Source organism: Bradyrhizobium sp. 157 (assembly GCF_023073815.1).
Lineage (GTDB): Bacteria > Pseudomonadota > Alphaproteobacteria > Rhizobiales > Xanthobacteraceae > Bradyrhizobium.
Genome location: NZ_JADPKF010000086.1, coordinates 1 through 22,124 on the forward strand (window position 1 = coordinate 1; position 22,124 = coordinate 22,124).

A 22,124-nucleotide genomic window follows, 5' to 3' on the forward strand; every position below is an offset into this window, starting at 1 on the left:
CGCATCCGCTCCACGACGGAATCGAACGATTGACTGCCTTCCCCAGGGACTAGACTTGAGTGCGAGCGTGAACTGCTCGATCCGGCTCCAGCATCCCCAGTGCGCGATCTGCCAGATCGGCCAATGCCCGTCATATTCCATCTCCAATCAAGTCGAGAATGCGCAGCCTGTCTTAGACAGGCTGGCTGACGAGTAGCTGACGAAGGGCGTTTTTCCGGTTGCACAGGAAACCCACATCGCCGTGGATCGTGGTCGAGTAGCTCGGCCATTTGGCTTTGCCCTCACAGATCCGGGCAGACGGCTTTGGCGAGTAGGCCGGCGGAATCTCGCCGCCGGCCTCTCATGGATCCCAGCGTGAGACTCTCGCCTCACTGGGCTCCCATCAGGCGAACGAGCCGCGTATGCCGACCTTCCAGTGTGCGAACAACCCGGGACGTTCGCGAGATAGTCGTTCGAGAACGCGGCCGGTCTTGGCCTTGCGACCCATAAAGCGTTTGAACTTCCGCATCATCCAAGCCTCGATTGTCTGATTGACGTATCGAAGGATTGCCCCAGAGGCGCCCGCCTGAATCGACCGTAATATACAATCCCCGCCCGCAGGAGTGGATTGAGCTGCCGAGCGATGTCAGCCATTGACACATGGGTCCGTCTTCGGAGGTTCAAATCTCGGATTGCCGCCCGCATAAACTTCAGCGCCGAAGCGCTGAGCCGAGGCAGAAAACTGCAAAACACCGAGGCGCTTTGTGAGTTCTTTGCCCGTCGCGGCCGGAAGCAGTAGCCGAGGAAGTCAAACTTGCGAAACCGGGCATATGTCACGCGCGAGGAGCACGATCGGCGCGAGCGCTTCCTTCAAGTTCACTTCTGAACCGGCCCCTGCAATGGCGAAATACCAGTCGGTCCCAGCCCGCTCTCATCATTCCGAATCGTCTTGTCCCACAGCCAATCTTCGAACAGCGCGCTCCAGGTAATACGAGGGATCATCGTCAGACGAATCCGTCTCGCAGCTCTCTTGACTATCGCTATCCTCGACTTTGGAAAGATACTTTGTAGGCCTGTCTACTCGGTGCCACTGGTCGTTCTCGTTCTTCGTCCACACTTTGGGATGCTGTTGAGGATCAAGCACCCAGTTATTGCGACCCACGTGAACAAAACCCATTTCCGCTAGACGGGGTTTCATACCTCCTACGCCAGGACGTGATAAGACCAACGGATGATCGCCGTCCATTCGCAGTTCATGCTCCAGCAGGATATCGCCCGCGTTCTCGACGAGCGGGTGAGTAACGCGTAGATCTACCACGGACGTGATATCGTTACGCCCGAACTGTTGGCGAAAATGGTCTCCCTTGATCCGGACCGAGCCTCCGGCTCCTAAAAGCCCTACAGTTTCGTCACCCAAGCTGATAGCTGAAAAATCGCGCGGGCTTATCCGGATCATCGTAAGTACTGGAATGGCCTCCGCCGACAGTTGCAGCCCGCTCGGCTTTCTCCGAACAAAATCCGAGTACTCCTGCGGGTTACTGGCGATGTGCATGATGTCACTGGACAAGAATCTCTTCACTTTGCACATGAAAGATTCTCGGTCGACGATCTTGATAATGGGCGGATTGGAACGCAGGGAGTATGGCGTCGCGCCCGCCGACGACCACCCACCTCGCTCCAGGCCGGCAACCGCTTCCGCAAAACGGAGCCACCGATTCTGCCATACATCAGATCGCTCCCGCATCGGCAAAATGCACGCGATTGAGCTCGTGCCGCGGCAAGCTTTGCCGAGGAGGATATACAACCTAGTTGACCACAACCTGACCAAAGCATCTGTCCGCACTCCGATGCGACTGCCAAGCACTCTGCGGAAGACTTATTGGCCGTCAAGCTCTCTAGGATCGGGGCGCTTCGGCTCAGACGGAACAACTTGCTGACGCGCGGTCATGCACCATGCGAATTCCGGAGCAAGTCGCCCACCGATTCCGAGATGATGCACCATTCTGATCAGACGTAGAATGTCGATCACAACAACATTTTTTCCCACGTCCGGATGGAGCAGAACCGACATTGCTGGGCGAGTAACCATCACCTGGGTTTGCTAGTCCAGAAGAGTCGGCGCCCAATGTGAGCCTTGCAGGAAGACGCCGCCATGCAAATCACCAAAATCATCGCTCGCCCCACCAGAGCTGCCAGCGACAGATTGCGTTCGGTCATCAGAGCATCAGGTGCGACTAGGAGACTGAGACACAGACCTCAGACGTGCTGTCACTATCCAGGATGCGAATGCAATCCATCCAAAGAATTGATTTCACACTTCATGTGCTGCCGGGTAGGGAAAGCGCCGTGCATCACGCAACATGGTAGGTTTGCTGTCGGCAAAGCTGCGATGAGTACGTGATCATGGACGCCGCGATCGGATTGTAGGCACGGTTTTGCCCGGTGCGGCCAACTTCATGTCACCCCCCCGTCTTTGGATTGTGCGGCCGTTGAGCAGTTCATTCCACAGCGTCTCGGTGATTTTATAAAAGTTAAAAAAAGGAAGGCGCGGCAGGACGGCCTCGTTATGGCGTTCTCCAGCTGAGCGTAGCCGCGCTTGGCCATCACTGTCGCTCCGGTGATCGGAGCACGAAGGAGGCTCACCTTCCAGGCCGAATGAGGAAGTTCGTTGCTCAAGCACGGAACGTCTGCCGGCGTGTGAGGCTTTGCAAATTGAGGGCCGCGATGCAAATCGCCTATCATCGCTGCTCCCCCATCAAACCTGCGGCCGTGCGGCTGCGCTCGCCATCGGAAGCATCGATCGTGATGAGGAGATTTAGATCCAGACCATGGAACGGCATTGTCACTGATCCGCCATGTGAATGCATCGATCCAAACCATCGATTTCACCAATCAATGTGTTCTCGGCAATCATCTCGACCTCACGATGTCTGCGACAACTGCCGGGATTGTTCCGGCGCTGAGCGGGGTGCTGCCCGCCTATCGATGCATTTGATTGATTGCCGCCTATGTCCCGGTGGCAAGAGCCACATTCGACGTCACCAAGATGCATGCGCGCCACGTGAGACAGTGAACAACGCCAGTCGAGCTTACAAGGGAATCCCGATCCAGTATGCGATTCGCCAGTACCGCTGCTCTTCGTCTATTCCGGATTCTAACGCTTACGCGGAGGCCGGACTGTTCAATTCCGCTCGGGGGTGGTCATGCTCGAACGTGACGTGGTGGTTGTCTTGGCGTGACTTGATAGGAGGTCGTGGAATGCGAACGCTACTCGTTGATCATGAGACGGACCCAGCGCGCGTTGTACAAGATGCGCTCTCCGATTGCGGTTTTGCCGTTGACGTAGCGTGCACCCTGGACGAGGCGGCCGCCGCTTTTTGTTGCGCCAGCTATGACATTCTCTTGCTCGAGTTGGTTCTACCGGATGGAGACGGCTTGGATTGGCTGAAGCAGTTGAGACGTGACGGACATTCGATGCCTGCCGTGATGATGAGTAACTTCAACGAGCTCGGTAGGCGGATAGCACTATTTAATGGCGGTGCGGACGACTTCCTGCCCAAGCCCGTATCTACTGATGAACTCATCGCACGGATGCGCGCTACTCTGCGCCGATCAACGCAAATGACGGCCCCCATCGTTACCTTTGGCAATCTACGATTCGATTCGATCGGTCGGCAAGCATCGGTCAATGGTCGACCGCTGAAGATTGCCCGCCGCGAGGTGTGCATTCTCGAACATCTGCTCAGCCGCGCCGGCCGCACCGTGGCTCGCGCGTCATTGGAGGATAGCCTCTATGCATTTGACGACGAGGTCTCCACCAATGCGCTTGAGGTCGGAATCTATCGTTTGCGCGGTCATTTGAGTCAGTCCGGTGCGACGCTACGGATCAAAACCGCGCGCGGGATCGGCTACGTCCTTGAATTGAAATGCGCGGCATCGACCGCGTAGTCAATCGAACTTGAAAGAAAAGACCATCTTGAGCATCATTCTTGACAAGCATGCCGGCGTCACTCGAGGATCGATCGCCGCCAACGGCCTTTCGTCCACCTTTCTTCCTTGTCTTTCGCAGCTTTTGTGCGTGGTCGTCCTGCTATTCCCGGCTGCTGCCGTAGCTCAGATCAAGCGGGATGATGTAGGCGGGCCGCAGCGTACGGCTCCTGACGGCATTAGCGGAACGCTGACCCTTTCCTCTTCGTTCGGTAAGACGATTCATCTGCCAGCGCCAGCTGCGAGCATCTTTGTCGCCGATCCTACGGTCGCGGACTATCAGGCACCTTCGAACAAGACCATCTTCGTTTTCGGCAAAAAATCCGGGCGGACCAGCTTGTTCGCACTGAGCGAGGGCGGGGAGGCTCTCGCTGAACTGCGTGTTGTCGTCACGCAGCCGATCGAGGATCTGCGCGCCGCACTGAAAGCCCAGGTCGGCGACTATCCCATCCAGGTAAGCTACACCCCGCGCGGGGCCATCCTTAACGGTACGGCGCCCAATGCGGAGATCGTGGATATAGCCATGAAAGTGACCGAGCAGTTTCTTGGGTCTGGTGCGCTCGTGGTCAACAAGATTCAGGTGGCTGGGTCATTGCAGGTGAATCTGAGCGTGCGGGTGGCGGAGGTCTCCCGGAGCGCCATGAAGGAGCTCGGCGTCAACCTCTCCGCTTCCGGTCAAGCTGGCCCTTTCACTCTCGGCTTGGTCAGTGGCAGTGGTGGTGGATACGGCGCGGCGCAGGGCGGCGGTACGGCGAAGATGGGAGTCAACACTGGCCATGTGAACGTCAGCGCTATGCTCGATGCACTGGCTCACGAGCGCCTCGCTTCCGTACTTGCTGAACCGAACCTCACCGCAATGTCAGGCGAATCCGCCAGCTTCCTCGCCGGCGGCGAATTTCCCATTCCGGTGTTGCAGGACAATCGGCAGGTCTCTGTCGAGTTCCGTCACTTCGGCATCAGCCTGGAGTTTGTGCCGACCGTTCTCAGCAATAATCAGATCAATATCCGGGTGAAGCCTGAAGTCAGCGAACTATCGTCACAAGGTGCTGTCAACATCAACGGCATCTCCGTGCCGGCTCTCTCCACCCGGCGTGCGAACACGGTCGTCGAGCTCGCCAGCGGCCAGAGCTTTGCAATTGGTGGGCTTATCCGGCGCAACTTCAGCACTGAGATCACGACTTTCCCTTGGCTCGGCGACGTTCCGATTCTTGGTGCGCTGTTTCGCTCATCGTCATTTCAACAGGAGGAGACGGAACTCGTGATCATCGTCACGCCTTACGTCGTGCGGCCAAGATCGAACTCGAAGCAGATGAGTGTGCCCACCGACCGCAGCGCTCCGCCCTCAGACCTCGCGCGCAGTCTGACGAACACATTGGCAACGCGCTCGCCTGTTCGCAGTGCTCCCCCGATAAGCGTACCAGGCGCGATAAGGGGCACCGGCCACATGATCGAATGAGGATTCGACCAATGAGATTACGATTCGTGCGTCCCCTCATCTGTCTGGCGGCCAGTCTAGGTGGCTGCGCAAGCACCGCGCCGACTTACCTCGAACCGACCGCGCAAGCGATCCTGGTTGAACAGGAGAAGAACGTCTTACTGTTACAGACCCTTGGAGGGCCCGAACGGCAGCGTCTGCGTTATTTCATAGCGAGTACCAGTCGCGGTCGGTATGACGCGCTCCATCTTGATATCGTCGGCTCACGTCGGCTCCGGGCGCAGATAGCAGCTGAGGCCCGCGCAGTGGGCGTCGACGCTCACAACATCCGCCTGTACGGTCCATTCATCGATAGGCGTGATGGCTCTGCCGCCCGAATCGAGGCGATTACGTACGAGGCGCACCCTCCCGTTTGTCCGTCGATTGCGATCGTCGGCCCTTCAGTGAACGACAATTCTTTCGATCCGACGCTTGGCTGCTCGATCCGCAACAACTTGGCGGGCATGGTCAACGATCCGCGCGACTTGATTGACAATCAGGCCGTTGTGCCGAGTGATGGCAATCGTGCGGCCATTCCCGTTGCCACATACAAAGCCTTCGCGACCGGCAATAACAGCAGCTTGGGTATAGCTAACAACAAGCCGCTATCAGATCCCACGTCTGCCGGCACCCAGACCGTGCAGCCGTCTCGATAGCGAGAACATCAGTCATTCGATGCGACCTCATTCACAACACGAACTAGACTTGGCCGGCGGCAAGGAGAGCTTTTGCGACAGCCTCGAAATACTGGACAGGAATGGAATTGCCAAGGCTAGCGTTGCGGATTAGCTCACGGACCAGGACGTGATCATCGACGATACTGAGACGAAGGCGCCTCGCTTCATCAAAGAGCCGTGAAGCCGCCTCCCCATCGCCGCGGCAAACCAGGACCGGGACGCCCGTTTCGCCACGGATGTAGCGTACCCCGACCAGCAGCTCGCGTCCAGTCAAGATCAATGTCGCGCGACGCACGCCGAGTGGAGACTCGCTCGCCTGCTCCCGCCGAAGGCGTCGGTGTTCGCGTTTCACCTCCGGACTGCCTTGCTGCTCCTTGTCCTCGCGCTTCATATCGCTCTTAGTCATGCGCATGCCGCGCAAAAACAACCAGCGCTGGACGAGGAGATCGACCAATCCGCCGATCAGAAATGCACCACTTGCAATCCCGATCAACAGTTTCACTTGAATGAACACGAACTCGAAGCAGCCCGTGCCGCAAACCGGCAGATAGACCAGTGTCTTCCACGCGCCGACAACGACGAGAAGAAAGATCGCGCCGAGGCAGAAGACCTTGAACAAGGTCTTGCCAAGCTCGATGAGGGAACGCAAAGAAGCGATGCGCTTCAGTCCGTTGATGGGATCAATGTTCTCGAATTTCGGCGTCATCGGCTCCGAGGAGAACACTAATCCACCATTGGCCAGGACCGTCGTCAGAATTGCGCAGGTGACCATACTCCCAAGAAGCGGGCCAACAATTCTCAGTGCAAGTTCGGGCAAGACGCCGAGCGCAAGATCGACCGCAATATTGAACGGCTTATCAAGCAGCTTGTCAGTCAGCATGAGCGCTTCCCGACATTTGTCGTAGATGGAACTCGCTTCTATCCAGAGATAGCCGAGACCGGCGCAAGCGCTGAGGGCCCTGACTAGATCCGTGCTATGCGGAACCACGCCTTTCTTGCGCGAATCGCTTAGCTTCTTTTCAGTGGGGGCGAGCGTTTTCTCTTCGCTCGTGTCGCTCACTTCAGTTTCCTTTCAAGCCTCTCCAGCTCTCGGCTCGACTGCATGATTTCGGATTGCATGTATTCGATGAGATAGATCGTATAAGTGACCATGACGATCGCAAAGCCTATATTCTTGATCGTCAAAGATAGGTCCCGCGGGTTGAATTGCGGCGCAAAGCGCCCGAGCAGGAGCGCTGATATGTCGGCCAGCAAGAGGAAAGCTACCACCGGTCCAGAGACCAGGACGGCGGTACGTATGATGCTGTCGAGCACGCCCCACAACTCCAGTGTCCCTTGCATGCTCAGCGTGGGTCCAAGCTGATAAGCCGGCCAAACCAGATAGCTGCCGTAAAGTCCGCTGATCATGGTTTGCAGGCCGCCCGACACGACGAAGATGGTGATCGCGGTGGTACCGATAAGCAGTCCCGTCGCCGAAGCCTGACTGCGTGTCGCGGGATCGGCGGGAGTGACCACGCTGCTGATGCCCCTCTGCGCGTCGATGAACTCGCCGACGGCCTGAAGACTCCAGAGGGGAATACTGAGCAGGGCGCCGATCAGCAGGCCGACACACGTCTCCTTAAGACCGAGTAGCGGGATGTTGAGCAGACGGGTGTCCGGATCTAGCTCCTTCAGGCGATCGGCGATGTGCGCCAAGTATGGTAGTTCGAGCGCAACGGCCAGGCAACCGCGGATCAGGCCCCCGATCTGCGGACGCGTAAATACGGGAAGCACCAGCATAATGCCCACGGGGCGGGCCGCACCAAGGCTGGCAGCAACGACGAGTTCGATGGTCGCCTGGATCAGACTTTGCGTGCCAGTGGTTGACAGATCATACATGCCGGCGCTGCTAGTAGCCCGTCGTGAGCGCGGGAAAATCAGTGAAGATCTGCTTGGCTAGTTCGATGAGCGGGACGCTCAGCACCGGAGAAAACAAAGCTATAATCCCAACAATGACCAAAAGCTTCACAGTCAGTGGCAATGTCTGATCCTGGATCTGTGTTGCCGCCTGGATGATGCCGATGACGGTTTCGGCGACCGCCGCTGCAATGAGCGGAGGCAGAACCCAGGTCATGAAAAGCACCAGTGATCGGCTCATATAAGGGAGAATAGTGGCCTCATCCATGCTCACCCTCCAGGTGTTGTATAGCTCAGCACTAGCCCGTGCATAAGCCGCGACCAGCCGTCAATCGCCACGAATAGAAATAGTTTGAAAGGAACTGAGATCACTGTCGGAGACACCATTGACATGCCCATGGCCATCAGAATGGTCGTTACGATCAGATCGATAGTGATAAACGGAAGGTATAGTAAAAACCCGATTTCGAAGGCACGCTTGAGTTCTGAGATTAGAAAAGATGGGACGAGAATGACAAAATCATCGGCTGTGGCTCTGCCGCGCATCTCTTCCGGCCAGACACGTTCGGTCGAGGACAGGAAGAAGCCTCGCTGTTCTTCATTGGTGAAGTTCTTGAGATAGCCTCGCAGCGGCTCCTGCCCCTCTTTCGCAGCGGCTACCCAATCCTCGAGCGTTTGATAGCGGAGCTGCAGATCGGCGACTCGATTGTAGCTCTGCTCAAAGACGGGGGCGCTCGTAAAGGCGGTGAGCATCAATGCTGCGCCGTATAGAACGATGTTCGGTGGAATCGACTGGGTCCCAAGCGCATTGCGAACGAGGAAGAGAACGACAGATACCTTTACGAACGCCGTGGTCGTGACGACAGCGAAGACCAACAAGCCGAGCGCGGCCGTGACCGCAAGAAGCGGCAGTATTGCTGGTTCAATGTTAGTCATTGCCCGCTAACCCGCCACGCAGTCTAACGCCGAGCTCGTCCCCAATACGTACTATGTCACCACTCCCGATACGTACGCCGTTTGCAAGGATATCGACCGGGCCATCGACCGGCCGGCCAAGTTCGAATACATATCCTTCGCTGATGCTTCTCAAGGCTCCCAGCGTGATGGGCCAGCGGCCGCATTCGAAGACAAGCGAAATCTCAATATCGTCGAGATCGGCTTCCGAAGGCGGCTGCTGTGAACCGGGTAGTGTCGTCATATGCGCATACTCCAGAGGGCGCGGCCGCAAGCGAAACGGTCCGTGCAGGATCAGGCGGTTGCCAGTGACATCTGCCGCGGTCCATAACCGGCCCGCAGTGAGGATGATCTGACCGCGGGCGAATGGCATTACATCCGGCAACAAAGCGTCGCCCTTACGCGTTTTGCGAAGAAGCGAGGCTGACGCCCGGAGGGAACCGATCTCTCCTGCAACTGTAACGGGTAACTGTGCGGAGACCTCACACAACTGTCGCGGCAATTGGCCGAGCAGCTCGCCTAAGGCGCGGAACGCCGGCGGTATCGGTCCATCAAGAGGCGAGAAAAGAAATAGGCGACCTTTGCCACTGACCGGACCGTAGATGATGTCGAGTTCGATATAAGGCCCGTTCTTCTCGGCCTTTCCAACATGAAGGAGTCGCAGTTGCTGCTCTGTCTCAGTCTCCAGGCGCGCGAGCAACGGTTCAAGTGCAAGTTCGAGAACCAGCGAACGACTTGGCTCGGAAAGTAAAGCTAGGCCACTCTGTACTGTCGAGATCAAGGCCTGGGCAAGCGCATGCGGCATCGACAACACGAGCGCATCATCGCCGAGGCCCCAAACGCAATCGAGCATCGACAGAGCCGGAGGCTCCTCCTGCCACACAACTCGTTCCAGTCGCACCGATAGCGGCTTGTCACAAAGATTACTCCGCAAAGAGGCGGAGGGCCGCACGTTTCTGTTGAGCCACGAGACGAGACTCCGCGTTAGACTCTGGCCCGGCTCGTACCTCACGTATGCGTCCGCGCGAGTTGCAGGAGGCGGCTGTACAGGGCAGCGCATTTGCTTCCCAACTGGACTAGCGGTCATCAAATTGAACCGCCCGCCACCGGCGTGGGCAAACCCCTCCCATGGCGAAGCAAGACTTCATCATCAGCCTCTAGCTCGGCTGTCACTTCCGAATGGGTATCGGCCGCACGCCGGACGTCGGTCTCGATTTGTCGCCATTTATGAGTCGCTGCGGAACGCTTCGCCCAGTGCGCACGCCTCTCGGATGCCGCTGTCTCGGCCTGCTTTTGAGCGATACGCGCCTCCTCAAGTGTGCGGCGTTTCGAGGTGATCTCAATCGCGAGCCTCTCAAGGGTGAGCTGGCAATGATCGAGTTCAACGACGGACAAGGTACCGACCGACATCAATTGTTGGTAAACCTCCGCCTGGGCATGTGTATGATGCTTTTCAGCAATTGCAAGTTCCTGCCATGCGTGCTCCGCGGCCGAGGTCGCGATATGACGCTTGGCTTCCATATTGGACAACTCACTACGAGCACTACGCTCGCGCATATCCTTCACTTGCCGCAAGCTCGAAACGTGTATGCAACTCATGCGGTCAGACGGCACATCCATGTGACGGTTTCCTCAAAAGTGGACGCATCGTTTTCACCTTGGCGTAAAAACTCGCGCAGATCATCGATCGAAGCGACAGCTCGGTCCGTCAGCGGATCGCTGCCTTGCTTGTATTCGCCAACCTTGATCAAAAATTCCGCCTCTGCATGACGGGAGATAAGATCACGGAAGAGGGATGCTGCCTTGCGATGCGGTGCAGATACGACGGCATCCATGACGCGGCTGCGGCTCGACAGTACATCGATGGCGGGGAAATGCGCCCGCGCCGCGAGAGAGCGTGAAAGAACGATATGACCATCGAGAATGCCACGCGTTTCCTCGGCGATTGGATCGCCCGTGCCGTCACCTTCCACAAGCACGGTATAGAAGGCCGTGATTGAGCCACGCTCACTCATACCAGCGCGCTCCAGCAAACCTGGCAACATTGCAAAGACAGAGGGAGGAAAGCCCCGGCGGGTCGGTGGCTCACCGGCAGCAAGCCCGATCTCGCGCATAGCGCGGCTAAATCGCGTCAATGAATCCATCATTAGAACGACGCGCAGCCCTTGTTCGCGAAAATATTCGGCGAGCGCGGTTGCCGTATAAGCACATTGCGCCCGCTCCGTCGCTGAGCGATCGGAGGTCTCAACGACGACGACCGTGCGGCGGAGGGCCGTCTGCCCAAGATGCCGCTCGATGAATTCACGCACTTCGCGTCCACGCTCGCCTATCAGCGCAACCACGATCACGTCAGCGACCGCGCCTTTTACGATCTGCGACAATAACGTCGACTTGCCGCCACCAGGCTCTCCATAAATGCCGATGCGCTGGCCTTCGCCGCATGTCAGAAGACCATCCAAGGCGCGAACACCGAGTGGCAGAGGGCGATCGATGATGCACCTCGTCATTGGATTTGGCGCTTTGCCGCGCAGCGGACGCGTCTCCACGGCTTTGACTGCGCCCTTGCCATCGAGGGGACGGCCGAAGCTGTCGATCACCCGGCCAAGCAAATTGGGGCCGACCGGCACTTCGTGCATTCGGCCAGTGGCAACGACTTCTGCGCGGCCGGACATGCCTTGCAGGTCACCGATCGGCGTCAGCAACACGCCGTCCTGCAAGAGACCGATCACCTCGGCCTCAAGCGACCATCCCGTGCGCGGATCCTTGAGCACACAAACTTCTCCAATACGCGCATCCGGCAAAACTGCATGGATCAACGTGCCGATCGCCCGCGTGATCCGCCCGCGTACGACACGCGTGTCCACATGCCTTGCCGTAGTTCGCAGACGAGCCAGCGCCGCGCGCAGAGTCCCATCTCCATCAGGACAGCTATGGTCTGGTCTCGGCGCCGTCACTATTCGCCTGCCTCATGATCTAACCCAAAGCCCAAACGCAGTGCGCGGAGCTGCGCGTCAAGTCCGAGATGGATATTGCCAAATTCGCTCCACAGCACGCATTCGTTCGCTGACAGCGCCGGATCCGGAATAATTCGGACCGCGGGCCGGTCCTCCCGTCCGTCGCACGCAGCAAATTCGCGCGTAAGCACATCAGCATCCATGGGGGACGCATGAAGGGACAGTTTCGCCCCGCCATATCTGTGCGAAATCGTGTGACGAACCGTTCTCACCAACATCTCGCCGGGATCGAAATCGCCCAATAGATCAGTTACGATGTCCATCACGAGCGCTGACAGTTCCTGCTCCAAAAGGACCCTTCGTCGTGCCACTTCCGAGGCAGCCTGCGCGACCAGCTGTGCCATTTCCTCGGCGCCGGCCCTCACCCCCTCGGCATGGCCGCGCGCACGCTCCTTCTGATAAGCTCTGCGCGCCCAGCCGCGAACCCGCTTCAGATTGCGCTCGGCTACGGCACGCGCCTCGAGGGCGCTCTGCCAAATCTCGAGATCCCTCGCCGCTATGAGTGGCCCAAGCGGGCGGATGTGCGGAGCGACGGGCGGCACAGTTTCGTCGGCTGTCATCCCGCTGGGGCCTCCCTCGCCAATTGGGCCAACACCGGCGAAAACACTTGGCCCGCGGCATCGCGGTGTTCAGTCGCAGGATTGTCGGCGGCCGTTCCGACAGCTAGGCGTAGAAGCACGCGGCGGCAATCAAGCGTTGACGCTTCATCGAGCCAAGCGCCGAGGCAGGCATGTCCATCGTCTTCAATCCCTAGCGCGAGTTGTTGAGGATCAGCAATTAATCTGGTCGAAACCGCATGCGCTGCATGTCGGATCCCGAAAGCCTGCACCTCGGTACCGACGTGCTCGACCAGAACGGCGACATCGTGCTTTGAAATCAGCCTTGTCAGCGAACGGGCATGCCAAATGCCGCCGGCGAGCAGGGCAGCCCTGCTCGGATCATGCCCGAGGAGAAGGTCTGGCCCGAAGTCACTTCCGTTCAAGCCCATTTCATCTTCAAGCAGCAACGCTTGCAGTCTTATCTGCAGCCTAGGACTCTTCTGCAGTCGCGCCAACGTCGCGGCCGAGAGGTTCGCGTCAAGTCGCGCGGCAAGGCGGGTCGGATGAATCGTGGCAGCAAGCTTACGAATACCTACAGAGGCTAATTTCAGCGGATCATGCCGCTCGGCAGACGGATTCGGTCTCGTCATGTCGGATACCACACTACGCCGCATTAGGCTTAGTCGCTTTGCGAATCATCTCGATAGCAGAGACACCCGAGCGCCCACCAACAGCGCTAACTTTCTGAGATGATTGCCTGCGCTGACGCCCACGAGCGCTCAGCAAGACGCAGGATAGCACGCCGAATACAGACCCGCCGAGCCCCATGCCAACCGCAACCAATGGCGTTGAAATGACTCCAGATGCTTGGGCGAAACCAGCCGCAGCCGCCGGTCGCGGCTCTTGTGCGGGCCGCTCGACTGAGACGAAAACAACAGCCACCTTGTCATAGGATAAGCCCTCGATGCTGTTGGCGACGAGCATTTTAATCTGCGGCAGCAAAATTGAGAGATTTGCCCTCGAGTCATGCCGGATGAAAACCGACGCCGAAGATGGCGTGGTGTCACGTCGCAACAGGTCGTTCTTTGGCAGAACAACGTGGACGCGCGCCGAGAGGACACCATCGATATCACTGATCGTGCGAGATAATTCCTCGCTCAGCGCATAGACGTAACGGGCGCGCTCCTCGATTGGCGAAGCAATCAGACCCGCCGCGCTGAACACTTCGCCGAGACTCTTGAAAGCGTGGCGCGGCAACCCTTCGCCATTCAGCAGGTCGATTGCGGAAGCAATCTGAGTCTGCTCGACCTGGATCGTGATAGTCCCGTCCTTAGCGGCAACGCGGAGCGCATCGACCCCGTTTTTGAGGAGGACCGCAAGCATCTCATTGGCCTCACGCTCCTGAACTTTCGTGTAGAGATCGGCTTTGCAACCAACCAGGGCAAGCAGGAGCGGCAGCAGAGCCAGAAGTTGAACCCGCTTGCGGAATGGGCGCGCCTGACCGCTTTCGCGATAGATTAAACCAATCATTCGCCCCACTCAGCCCGCCGATATCAGCTTGTTCAGAGATGAACCGAGGCTACCGATGCCATTTGAAATGAGTGTTACCTGGATGGCGCTGTCAGAAACATCCTTCAAATTCGCCAACATCGCCTCGAAGTCACCCGCGCCACTGGGGGTGCCCGGCACACCTGCTTCCGCTTTGCCCGGTTGCAGCAAAAGGGGCTCCGATGCCGGCCCGGCCTCCGCACCTTTTGGAACTGCATTGACCGGATACATCGCAGAAAGATTTTGGAGGATGCGATCGCCCAGCGGGCTCGCCTGTGTTGTTGCACGCGATACCTCGGATGTCGGCGGAACGGCCGCCGCTTCCGTTACTGAAGGCGCAAGGTCTTGAACCGAAGCCGCTTGCAAGAGACTCTGCTGAAACTGGACCTGCGCGTCGACAACTGTTGCCGAAAAGGCCTTGGACAGGCCTTCTAGATTGTGAGAAATCGGCGCAGCGCCTAACATCATCATGGAAAGACTCGCTCTCATCGAGATGTGATACGACCAGCCGTTCAAGCCGATTAGCGGCTTAATGTCCTAGACAGGCCAGCTGACGACAAGCTGACGAGTTCGCCCGCACATCGCCATCTAAAGATCACGTTTCGCGTTCACGTACCAAACGTACTCCTGTTAGTTTAAGTCAAAGAGAACCATGAATGCTCATCCGATCCATAATCCCGCACGTTTTGAACGGAGTTCTGTGTGTCGCCGTTTTCGTTTCCGGCGGAATACAGATCGCGCGCGGCGCTCCCCTGTCGCTGCCCTCGACCCCTTACCGGTATACGGTTCTGGATCAGGAGCTTTCTGCCGCGCTGCAGGAATTCGGCAACAACCTCAATATTAAAGTCACCATCAGCGCCGAGGTGAAGGGTCGGATTCGCGGGCACATGCCGGACCTACCACCGCGCGAGTTCCTTGACCATCTGACTCAGCTCTACAATCTTCAATGGTATTACGATGGGCTCGTGCTTTACGTCTCTACCGCAAAGGAAGCGCAAACTCGTCTGCTTCTCCTAACTTCAATCAGCTGCGACGCGCTCAAGGCAACCCTCGATGCGCTCGCCATTTCCGACGAACGCTACATCATGAGATCGGCTCCGGGAAATGGCCTAGTCCTTGCGTCCGGTCCACCACGCTTCATCGCACTCGTGGATCAGACGCTCAATGGTCTTGTGGCGGAGGCGCAGGCGCGACCTCGCTCCGTCGAGATGCCGTCCCGGGAATCTGTGCTGATGTTATATCGCGGCGCCTCCGCGACGGTCGTTCGGGATGGGCGAACTGAAGGCCCGTACTCTTCAGACATGCCGCGCCAGGAGGGTGCCTTGCCTGCGCGAGGGCCGGCCCCAAGATGATACTGAGACGAGCTTGTTTCCGAATTCCTGTTAGCCGCGCTCCTCAATGAGTCCGTTGCGCGGGTTGTGCAGGGAGCCTGGACCGATCGTCCGATCAGACGCCGTACAAGCATGCGAGACGTGCGTCTCGTAAATCGACTCCAGACCCACAAGAATTGCCGTTGCACCACCTTGTGTTCCAGTATGGGGATGGCCGGTCGCCGTCCGTATTGAAGAAAGCGGGATTCTTGTTTCTCGTATTCACGTTCGCGCGGAAAAGGTGGATGCTTTTTCGCAATGGTCTGACCGGTTTGGCATTCCCTTCATTATGTTATCACGAGACAAGGCGAGCGCATCGAGACAGCGCTTTGATGCACTGCATGAACTCGCACACGTTTTACTTCATCGGAAGGTGACACAAGAGCATCTAAACAACCGCACGACTTATAAGATCTTGGAGAAGCATGCTGACCAGTTTGCAAGTTTTATGCTGCTTCCTGAGCGTGACTTCCTAGACGAGCTATACGCCCCAACATTGGATGGCATGCTCAGTCTTAAGGAGAGATGGGGCGTTTCGGTCAGTGCAATGATAATGCGCTGCAAGTCGCTCGACATCTTGGATGATTTGTCGGCCAAGCGCTTATGGATGGCGCCGATGGCGCAAAGGTGAACCATTTGACGGTAAAATGGAAACAGAATCGCCTCACCTCATTCGGCGCTGCTTCGAAATGTTGTGTGAAGCTAATATCCAATCCATTACCGACATCAAAAACGCTCTGCCATTCCCTCTGGAGGACTTAGAGGAATTGGCAGACCTTGAACCGCCGGCATCTGCCTCGGACATCAGTGTATTGGGAGCGTTTTCGGCGGACGCGTCGTGCGCGCAGGTCTGCATGGCCGGGCCTCGCATATTAGCCATGACGGCCGGGGGCTTTTCACAGGACTCCCGTCCCCACTTTGCGTCGGCCGCTACCATTCTCTTGTCGTCGAGTTCGACGAGGTCTTCTCGCGGGATCTCATGGTGACAGCGCGTTCGGAAGAGGGCGAGGTCATGGCTCTCGCACATCGTTATCAACCAACTTACGGCCTGCCGTTTCACCCCGAATCCATACTTACGCAACGATGGCACGTGCTGCTCACAGACTTCTTACGGCTCGCAGAGACTTCCTGCCGATAAAACTCTCAGATCATTGCGCAGATGCGCATTTAAACTTGCGGAGGCGGACGCGAGCACGAAAAGGGCCTCCGCGAGAAGCGCGCGATCGAAGTCGTCGAGGGTGGTGCTCGAAGGTACAGCTGGTTATGATCGGCGGAAACAGTTGCTGTGCAACGCTCCGGCAGCAGCCGTCACCTGTAGCGGGCAAGATCAACGCATGAACAGCACCTCTTCTTCACCAGTCAATGCGATCGCAGCCGAGCTTGCCGGCCTCGATCCCGCATACGCGCCGACGCCACTCCTGAACCTTCCGGCGCTGGCGGAGCGGCTCGGAGTGGCGCAGGTGCTAGCGAAAGACGAGGGCCGCCGCATGCTCGGCAGCTTCAAGTCGCTTGGTGGCACCTATGCCGGGTTGCGCGCGCTCGCCCGGGCCTCGCGCATGCAGGTGGCCGACCTTCTCGCGGCCCGACCTAAGGGGCAGCCGACCCTGGTCTGCGCCAGTGACGGTAATCACGGGCTCGCGGTAGCTGCCGCCGCGCGCTTTGCCGGGGCGCCCCGCCCGCGTGTTCCTGCACGAGGGCGTGCCGAACGCGCGCGCGCGCCGCATCGAGAACCAGGGTGCCGAGATCGTGTGGGTGCCGGGCACCTACGACAATGCAGTTGATGCGGCCGCAGCCGCGGCCTGCCAAGGCGCCGGCATTCTTGTCGCCGACACGACCGACGATCCGAACGACCCCATCGTTTGCGACGTCATGGCGGGATACGGCGTCACGGCGGCGGAAATCCGCGATCAAGTAGACTTCGCCGGCCATGGGCGTCCGACACACGTCTTTATACAAGCTGGTGTCGGCGGACTCGCCGCTGCCATCGCCGAGGGCCTCTGGGGCTGGCTGGCACCTCCGGGATGCATCGTGACGGTCGAGCCGGAAACCGCCGCGTGTCTTGCGCCCGCGCTCGCGGCCGGTCGCCCGATTCGGGTGATAGGCGATCTTCGAACATCCGCGGAGATGCTCTCCTGCGGCCAGGCGAGTGCGCCCGCCGTTGCGGTGCTCAGGCGTCACGGCGCTCGGGCCATTACCGTGCTCGAGGCGGAATTGGTGGATGCTGTTCGCGTACTCTCCGCCCATGATGGCCTCGCCACCACGCCGTCCGGTGCAGCGGGCCTGGCGGGTGCCATGGCTGCTCTCGCAGACCCGAGCCATACAAGCGATCTCGGACTCGACCGGTCGAGCCGCATTCTCGTCCTCCTCACCGAACGCGACTGGGAGGACCGAACGTGAGCAGCGCGATCTTCGCTCTTAGTTCGACTTGCATCCTCTCAGTGATGCCATGTCTGGCAGGCTCGAGGCTTCATGATTGGATCATCGGCGGTCCGTCTCCGGCTCGGGAACCAGCGGTGCGCCCCCGACGGAAACCGGCCCTTCTGGTTTAGGCGGGCGAGTGGCTCTTGTAGTCGGCTTTGAAGCGGCCTGGGCTGCTGGCGGACGAATATCTGCAGGAAGAGGCGCAGCAATGTTCTGCAGAGACTCAATTCTTGAGGTCAGGGCTGCGATTTGATCTAACATCCGTTTCAAATCGGCTTGCTGCGCATCGATGTTGCGGTTAAGCGCTGAAATCTCCTCGCTCACCTCCTGTTGCCCCGACCGAATCTCCGAAAGGGCCGCCTTGTCTTCAGGTGACAACGCCGGCATTGGGACGACTTCACGTGCCGCTGACGCCTCGATCATTCGGTCGATATGGGGCCAGTAAAATGCACCCCCAACGCATAGCCCGATGAAGACGGCGACAAATCCAAAAACCCACGGAAGGCGTCTTGATGACTTCTGCAAGACGGGCGGCAATTCCGAACCGTTCGCTTGATCAATCACATCCATCATTCTTTCTCTCGATCTATAATGGCTCTCGTTGCCGCGATAGTAGATGACGGTCAAGAGCGTCCATGCGAAAGTACTTGGTCATGCGCAGAAAGATATCGGGAAAGATCATGCCGCTTCAGCGTCCAACACGACTCTCGTTCAACGAATCGATGTTTTACCGCGCCAACAGGCACTCGGCGCATTAACGCTGCACAGGCAATGAAAAAACGCACGATACGATCGCGGCCATAGCTCTAAGTACACTCGCGATGGCGCGGGCTCCTCCGCACTGGCGGCAATCTGCGGGGCGCACTGTCGAAAGATAAACAAGCACGCTCGCAGAAGGCCAGAAGGCGGGCTCAGCTAGCTTTTCAGATCAACTCTGCGCCCGAATGGATGGCTTTAGGCAAAGTTAAGCTAGCCGATTGAGAAATGACGAATCGCGAGCTATAAGAACGGGCGTTATCTGCGCGAGTCTAACAGCGAGCCATTTGACCAGGATCATGAGCCAGGAGCCACGGCTCCCTATGCCGGAATTTACCGGTGCATGGGCTGGCATCGCGAGATCGGCATCGCAGCGGGCCACGTCTTACCGCCACAAGGACATCATACGCACGCGGTGAATTTTTCAAGCTGACCACCCGATAGTTCGCAGACTTACTCGGAAATACAAGGAATATTGATTTTTGACGACTGAGTGGGCTTATCTTTTCGACTTTGCAAGCCTAACAGCCTGCATTGAACGCGGCGGCAATTTCGCGGCGAGCTTAGAGCAAGCGCATCAGGTGTCAGCCGTTTCATAATTGCGATGGAGTTGGCGGGGAATTCTTCGGAATGCGTGGACTTCTGATCGTTTTTGTGGCGCTTACAATAGTGTTGGCAGCACGCGGCCGGCACCAAGATAGCTTTGTGCCGCGGCTGACCGCGTCCCTGCCGCCAGTCAACGTGCCCTAGTCTTATGATCGTGGTCGAGTAGCTCGGCCATTCGGCTTTGCCCTCACAGATCCGGGCGGGCGGCTTTCCCGCACCCGGCTGTTCCCGGGGGTAACCCGCGTCATATCCGCGCCTGTGCCCAAGTGCGAGTGATGCGTGGAACGAGCAGACGGAAGCGTGCCGTCAGGGTGTCGAACTCGGACCAGCCCATGCGCCGACTTTTCTGGCTCCGCCGTCTCAGACAACGCAGCCAGGTCCGACGTACTTCGCGGTAGAAGCCGTTGAGCGCTTCGGCCGCCGGCGTATGTCAGGGTGAGCACGAACACCTGTGCCCTTCGCCGCGCGCGCATTTAGGACAGCCTTTGGTATGTCGGAAGGTGCGCTCCAGCTACGAACCGCGCAGCAACTCGCCGGTGGCCGGCAGCTTGCCGACGAGCTTGTCGCGCGCTTTAACGGTTCGCTCACTAATGATCCATAAGAATGAATCAATGGCAGCCTAACCAGTCAAGCGCCGATCCGTTCGACCTTGCAGTTTTCCGCCGACCGGCCGACTCTGAATTCAGACTGCGTCCACCTAATTTGCGCTGGGAAGTAGTCTAGCCGCCTTCAAGTGCCTTCGGAGTTTGGGCTCAACCTTTGTTGCGGTGTGCTCGTCTTTGAGGACGGCACACAGGCCGGAGCGGTATTCATCGTGTGGAGTTAAGAGTCGACAGTGGCTCGTCCGCCCGAGCGCTTGCGGAAATCAGCGTGAGACACGAGTCACTTCCAAAAAAGAGATTCTGGCCAATCTGTGAACTCCAATTCGAAGCTACGTAGGCCAGTGAGTTTGGTGGTGAATTTAAGGGTCTTCCCTGAAAGGGCTGCCAATGAGCCAGATGCGAACTTGAATACTGTCGTGCCGGAAGTTGCGACCGCAATGCCTTGCTCGCCTTCCATGCTAGAGAAGCCGGTCACCCCGGAGAGTTGCCCAATTGCAACTCCCTCCAGCGCGCGGTGAAATTCCAGGGACGCTAAGTATGTTCCTTTATCAGCAGCCCACTCGCTGACGGACACTGCTGTAATCCCCGCGTCACTCAAGAGACCATCCGCGATCCGGCAGCCATATTGAACCGTGAGAATGACCCGCTCGTCCCGAACTCCGACCGGCTCTCTATCGGCGGCAGTGATCGTGCACGCGTACCGCCTTGTGTCCGCAACCGCGCCCGTGCTTAGCCCGAGCAACTCGAGAGCGGAACATAATACAAAAGCGATAACGGGTCTTCTCATTCGGCTACACCTAGTCTGGAGTATCGTTCGCCTGCTCTGTACAATCTGACGCTACGGCCGATTCAAGCTTCTTCGATCGCTCTGTCGGATGAAAGCTACTCATGTGACCGCGGTGTCGCAGAAACGGGGCAATCGGTATCCCCCCCAGCGGTGGGCCTGGATGGGCGGCCCGAACGGTTTCATTATCGGCGCTCACGGTGCGCCGCGGGCCAGCACATCGGTGAACCAAGGCTGAGGGCCGACGCATTCAGCTCGGCGGCGGCCATGACGGGCGCGACGGCCCGCGGCGACGGAGCGCTAAGTTCCTGACGCAGGCGCATGCGTTCTATGAGCGGACACCATTTTCCGCGCCAATGACCCGCGGCACAGGTCCCGAATTTTGCTTCACAGTGTCAATGTAAAAGGAAACGTGGTCGCTAGGAGCCGTTCAAAGGCAGATTGCCGCTCAAGCAGGCGCTTTTCGAGAACCTTACGCTCGAGATCACTTAGCTCGCTTTGAAGTCTTCTTCGACAACGCCAAATGTCATTCCGCACGTATCTGATCTCATTCAAGCGATCGTCAATCGAAGCCATCACGGACACCATATCTAGCTTGAACCAGCCATGGACACTGCGGACATGATGTAACGATCTCCTCCCAGCATGTCCTCTTGTATCGAAGTCTTTCAACGCAAGAGCACGAAGTGACCGTTGCTTCTGCAGAAGTTCAGCGATTTTTGCCATCAGCGCGCAGATTTCAAAAGCTGCCACTCGCCCGTGAGTGAGTCGAAATGGTTATCTTATTCCAACCAACACGCGGCCCGATCAGGTGTCAGGCCGGCCACTTAAGCTGGTGTCGAATGGGAGTATCGGAGTAATCGGACGGTCGTACCGTCAAACTGTGGGTAACCGATTTGAGATCGGCAATTGCCATGCCAGCGAACCCCAGGTGGGGTTCAAGACAAGCCATGTTCAGGCTTGGGAGCTCGTCTGTTACAAACGAGTGGGATTTCGGCGGCGGCGCGCGAAGAGCCGGCCCGGACATGAGGTCGGAGAGCCTTCAGTCGGCAGGGCGAGGCGAAATCGTGAGCGATGCGCACCGCCGGGCGCCTCGGCTCAGTGTCTCGCCGTAGGCCAGCGTAGATCTTATTACCGCCGTCCCACGTGCGGCCGGCGAGCTGGCAATTGGATCTCATCACAAAACTTTCTGCGATGATGTCTAGCCGGGACTGGCGCTTGTCGCATCTGTGACACTGTATGTATTCATCAAGCCAAGACATCCGACGTTGTTCGGTAGCCCGGACTCGTTCTGTAACTTTAATCAGCAGCTTGCATGTCAGATGCAACTGGCATGGGGTTTGCTATTGTCCAGCCGCACCGTGAGCGCTAGCGCGACCAGCGGTTTAAGACAGATACGATCAACTTCGCTGGAGCGTATTGCCCACCCAATCGCTTAATGGAGAACCGATGCGGCCACCGGACAGATTATCCTTTTTCGGCACGCTTGTTGTTGTCAGATCGGCCATCATGCCGAA

General features: G+C 58.1%; 22 protein-coding genes and 1 pseudogene. 9 read left to right on the forward strand and 14 right to left on the reverse strand.

Annotation, left to right across the window (positions count from 1 at the left end):
- Positions 1–913: 913 nt before the first annotated feature.
- Positions 914–1,546, reverse strand: a complete 633-nt coding sequence (locus tag IVA95_RS23025) for a host specificity protein (protein WP_247512573.1) — start codon at positions 1,544–1,546, stop codon at positions 914–916.
- Between the two features lie 1,272 nt (positions 1,547–2,818).
- Between IVA95_RS23025 and IVA95_RS23030 the strand changes: the two genes are divergently transcribed.
- The 4 genes from IVA95_RS23030 to IVA95_RS23045 all read left to right on the forward strand — a co-directional run bounded on the left by IVA95_RS23030 (position 2,819) and on the right by IVA95_RS23045 (position 6,096).
- Positions 2,819–2,974, forward strand: a complete 156-nt coding sequence (locus tag IVA95_RS23030; RefSeq protein WP_247512574.1) for a hypothetical protein — start codon at positions 2,819–2,821, stop codon at positions 2,972–2,974.
- A gap of 263 nt (positions 2,975–3,237) precedes the next feature.
- A complete protein-coding gene (locus IVA95_RS23035; RefSeq protein ID WP_247512575.1) occupies positions 3,238–3,927 on the forward strand; it encodes a response regulator transcription factor in 690 nt (229 codons plus the stop codon).
- A 73-nt stretch (positions 3,928–4,000) separates the two neighbouring features.
- Positions 4,001–5,422, forward strand: coding sequence for a type II and III secretion system protein family protein (locus IVA95_RS23040; RefSeq protein ID WP_247512724.1), 1,422 nt, complete (start codon positions 4,001–4,003; stop codon positions 5,420–5,422).
- Positions 5,423–5,433: 11 nt separating this feature from the next.
- Positions 5,434–6,096, forward strand: coding sequence for a CpaD family pilus assembly lipoprotein (locus tag IVA95_RS23045; protein ID WP_247512576.1), 663 nt, complete (start codon positions 5,434–5,436; stop codon positions 6,094–6,096).
- A 43-nt stretch (positions 6,097–6,139) separates the two neighbouring features.
- On the opposite strand, the gene IVA95_RS23050 is transcribed toward IVA95_RS23045, so the two are convergent.
- The 11 genes from IVA95_RS23050 to IVA95_RS23100 form a co-directional block, all read right to left on the reverse strand.
- Complete coding sequence (locus tag IVA95_RS23050) at positions 6,140–7,177, reverse strand: EscU/YscU/HrcU family type III secretion system export apparatus switch protein (RefSeq protein ID WP_247512577.1); 1,038 nt, start codon at positions 7,175–7,177, stop codon at positions 6,140–6,142.
- Positions 7,174–7,995, reverse strand: coding sequence for a type III secretion system export apparatus subunit SctT (gene sctT, locus IVA95_RS23055; RefSeq protein WP_247512578.1), 822 nt, complete (start codon positions 7,993–7,995; stop codon positions 7,174–7,176). Before sctT ends, IVA95_RS23050 begins: the two co-directional genes overlap by 4 nt.
- Before the next feature lie 10 nt (positions 7,996–8,005).
- On the reverse strand, positions 8,006–8,281 hold the full coding sequence (locus IVA95_RS23060; RefSeq protein ID WP_247512579.1) for a flagellar biosynthetic protein FliQ: 276 nt from the start codon (positions 8,279–8,281) through the stop codon (positions 8,006–8,008).
- Positions 8,282–8,283: 2 nt separating this feature from the next.
- Positions 8,284–8,949, reverse strand: a complete 666-nt coding sequence (gene sctR, locus IVA95_RS23065; RefSeq protein WP_247313961.1) for a type III secretion system export apparatus subunit SctR — start codon at positions 8,947–8,949, stop codon at positions 8,284–8,286.
- Entirely contained in the window at positions 8,942–9,820 is an 879-nt protein-coding gene (sctQ, locus tag IVA95_RS23070) for a type III secretion system cytoplasmic ring protein SctQ (RefSeq protein ID WP_346658030.1), read from the reverse strand. The genes sctR and sctQ overlap by 8 nt, the downstream gene beginning before the upstream one ends.
- A 233-nt stretch (positions 9,821–10,053) precedes the next feature.
- The gene (locus IVA95_RS23075; protein WP_247512581.1) at positions 10,054–10,587 is read right to left on the reverse strand and encodes a hypothetical protein; all 534 of its coding nucleotides are present in this window, start codon (positions 10,585–10,587) and stop codon (positions 10,054–10,056) included.
- Positions 10,563–11,831, reverse strand: a complete 1,269-nt coding sequence (sctN, locus tag IVA95_RS23080) for a type III secretion system ATPase SctN (protein WP_346658031.1) — start codon at positions 11,829–11,831, stop codon at positions 10,563–10,565. The genes IVA95_RS23075 and sctN overlap by 25 nt, the downstream gene beginning before the upstream one ends.
- Before the next feature lie 89 nt (positions 11,832–11,920).
- Positions 11,921–12,541, reverse strand: coding sequence for a type III secretion system stator protein SctL (sctL, locus tag IVA95_RS23085; RefSeq protein WP_247512582.1), 621 nt, complete (start codon positions 12,539–12,541; stop codon positions 11,921–11,923).
- The gene (locus IVA95_RS23090; protein WP_247512583.1) at positions 12,538–13,170 is read right to left on the reverse strand and encodes a nodulation protein NolU; all 633 of its coding nucleotides are present in this window, start codon (positions 13,168–13,170) and stop codon (positions 12,538–12,540) included. The genes sctL and IVA95_RS23090 overlap by 4 nt, the downstream gene beginning before the upstream one ends.
- A 13-nt stretch (positions 13,171–13,183) precedes the next feature.
- On the reverse strand, positions 13,184–14,050 hold the full coding sequence (gene sctJ / locus IVA95_RS23095; protein WP_247512584.1) for a type III secretion inner membrane ring lipoprotein SctJ: 867 nt from the start codon (positions 14,048–14,050) through the stop codon (positions 13,184–13,186).
- Between the two features lie 9 nt (positions 14,051–14,059).
- Complete coding sequence (locus tag IVA95_RS23100; RefSeq protein WP_247512585.1) at positions 14,060–14,539, reverse strand: nodulation protein NolB; 480 nt, start codon at positions 14,537–14,539, stop codon at positions 14,060–14,062.
- 185 nt (positions 14,540–14,724) lie between these two features.
- Here IVA95_RS23100 and IVA95_RS23105 point away from each other — a divergent pair, with 185 nt between their 5' ends.
- The 5 genes and pseudogenes from IVA95_RS23105 to IVA95_RS23120 all read left to right on the forward strand — a co-directional run bounded on the left by IVA95_RS23105 (position 14,725) and on the right by IVA95_RS23120 (position 17,835).
- Positions 14,725–15,420 (forward strand): nodulation protein NolW, encoded by a 696-nt coding sequence (locus tag IVA95_RS23105; protein ID WP_247512586.1) that lies wholly within the window; start codon positions 14,725–14,727, stop codon positions 15,418–15,420.
- Between the two features lie 223 nt (positions 15,421–15,643).
- Entirely contained in the window at positions 15,644–16,069 is a 426-nt protein-coding gene (locus IVA95_RS23110; protein ID WP_308200474.1) for an ImmA/IrrE family metallo-endopeptidase, read from the forward strand.
- A gap of 156 nt (positions 16,070–16,225) precedes the next feature.
- Positions 16,226–16,576, forward strand: a pseudogene (locus IVA95_RS23115) (aminodeoxychorismate/anthranilate synthase component II); the annotation flags it as partial.
- 196 nt (positions 16,577–16,772) lie between these two features.
- Positions 16,773–17,219, forward strand: a complete 447-nt coding sequence (locus IVA95_RS38675; RefSeq protein ID WP_253075373.1) for a pyridoxal-phosphate dependent enzyme — start codon at positions 16,773–16,775, stop codon at positions 17,217–17,219.
- The gene (locus IVA95_RS23120) at positions 17,119–17,835 is read left to right on the forward strand and encodes a pyridoxal-phosphate dependent enzyme (protein ID WP_346658032.1); all 717 of its coding nucleotides are present in this window, start codon (positions 17,119–17,121) and stop codon (positions 17,833–17,835) included. Before IVA95_RS38675 ends, IVA95_RS23120 begins: the two co-directional genes overlap by 101 nt.
- Positions 17,836–17,916: 81 nt before the next feature.
- Here the strand turns inward: IVA95_RS23120 and IVA95_RS23125 are convergent, their stop codons facing one another.
- The gene (locus IVA95_RS23125; protein WP_247512588.1) at positions 17,917–18,486 is read right to left on the reverse strand and encodes a hypothetical protein; all 570 of its coding nucleotides are present in this window, start codon (positions 18,484–18,486) and stop codon (positions 17,917–17,919) included.
- A 1,617-nt stretch (positions 18,487–20,103) separates the two neighbouring features.
- Positions 20,104–20,397 carry a hypothetical protein gene (locus IVA95_RS23130; RefSeq protein ID WP_247512589.1) on the reverse strand — a complete coding sequence of 98 codons (294 nt, stop codon included), beginning with the start codon at positions 20,395–20,397 and terminating at the stop codon, positions 20,104–20,106.
- Positions 20,398–22,124 lie beyond the last annotated feature (1,727 nt).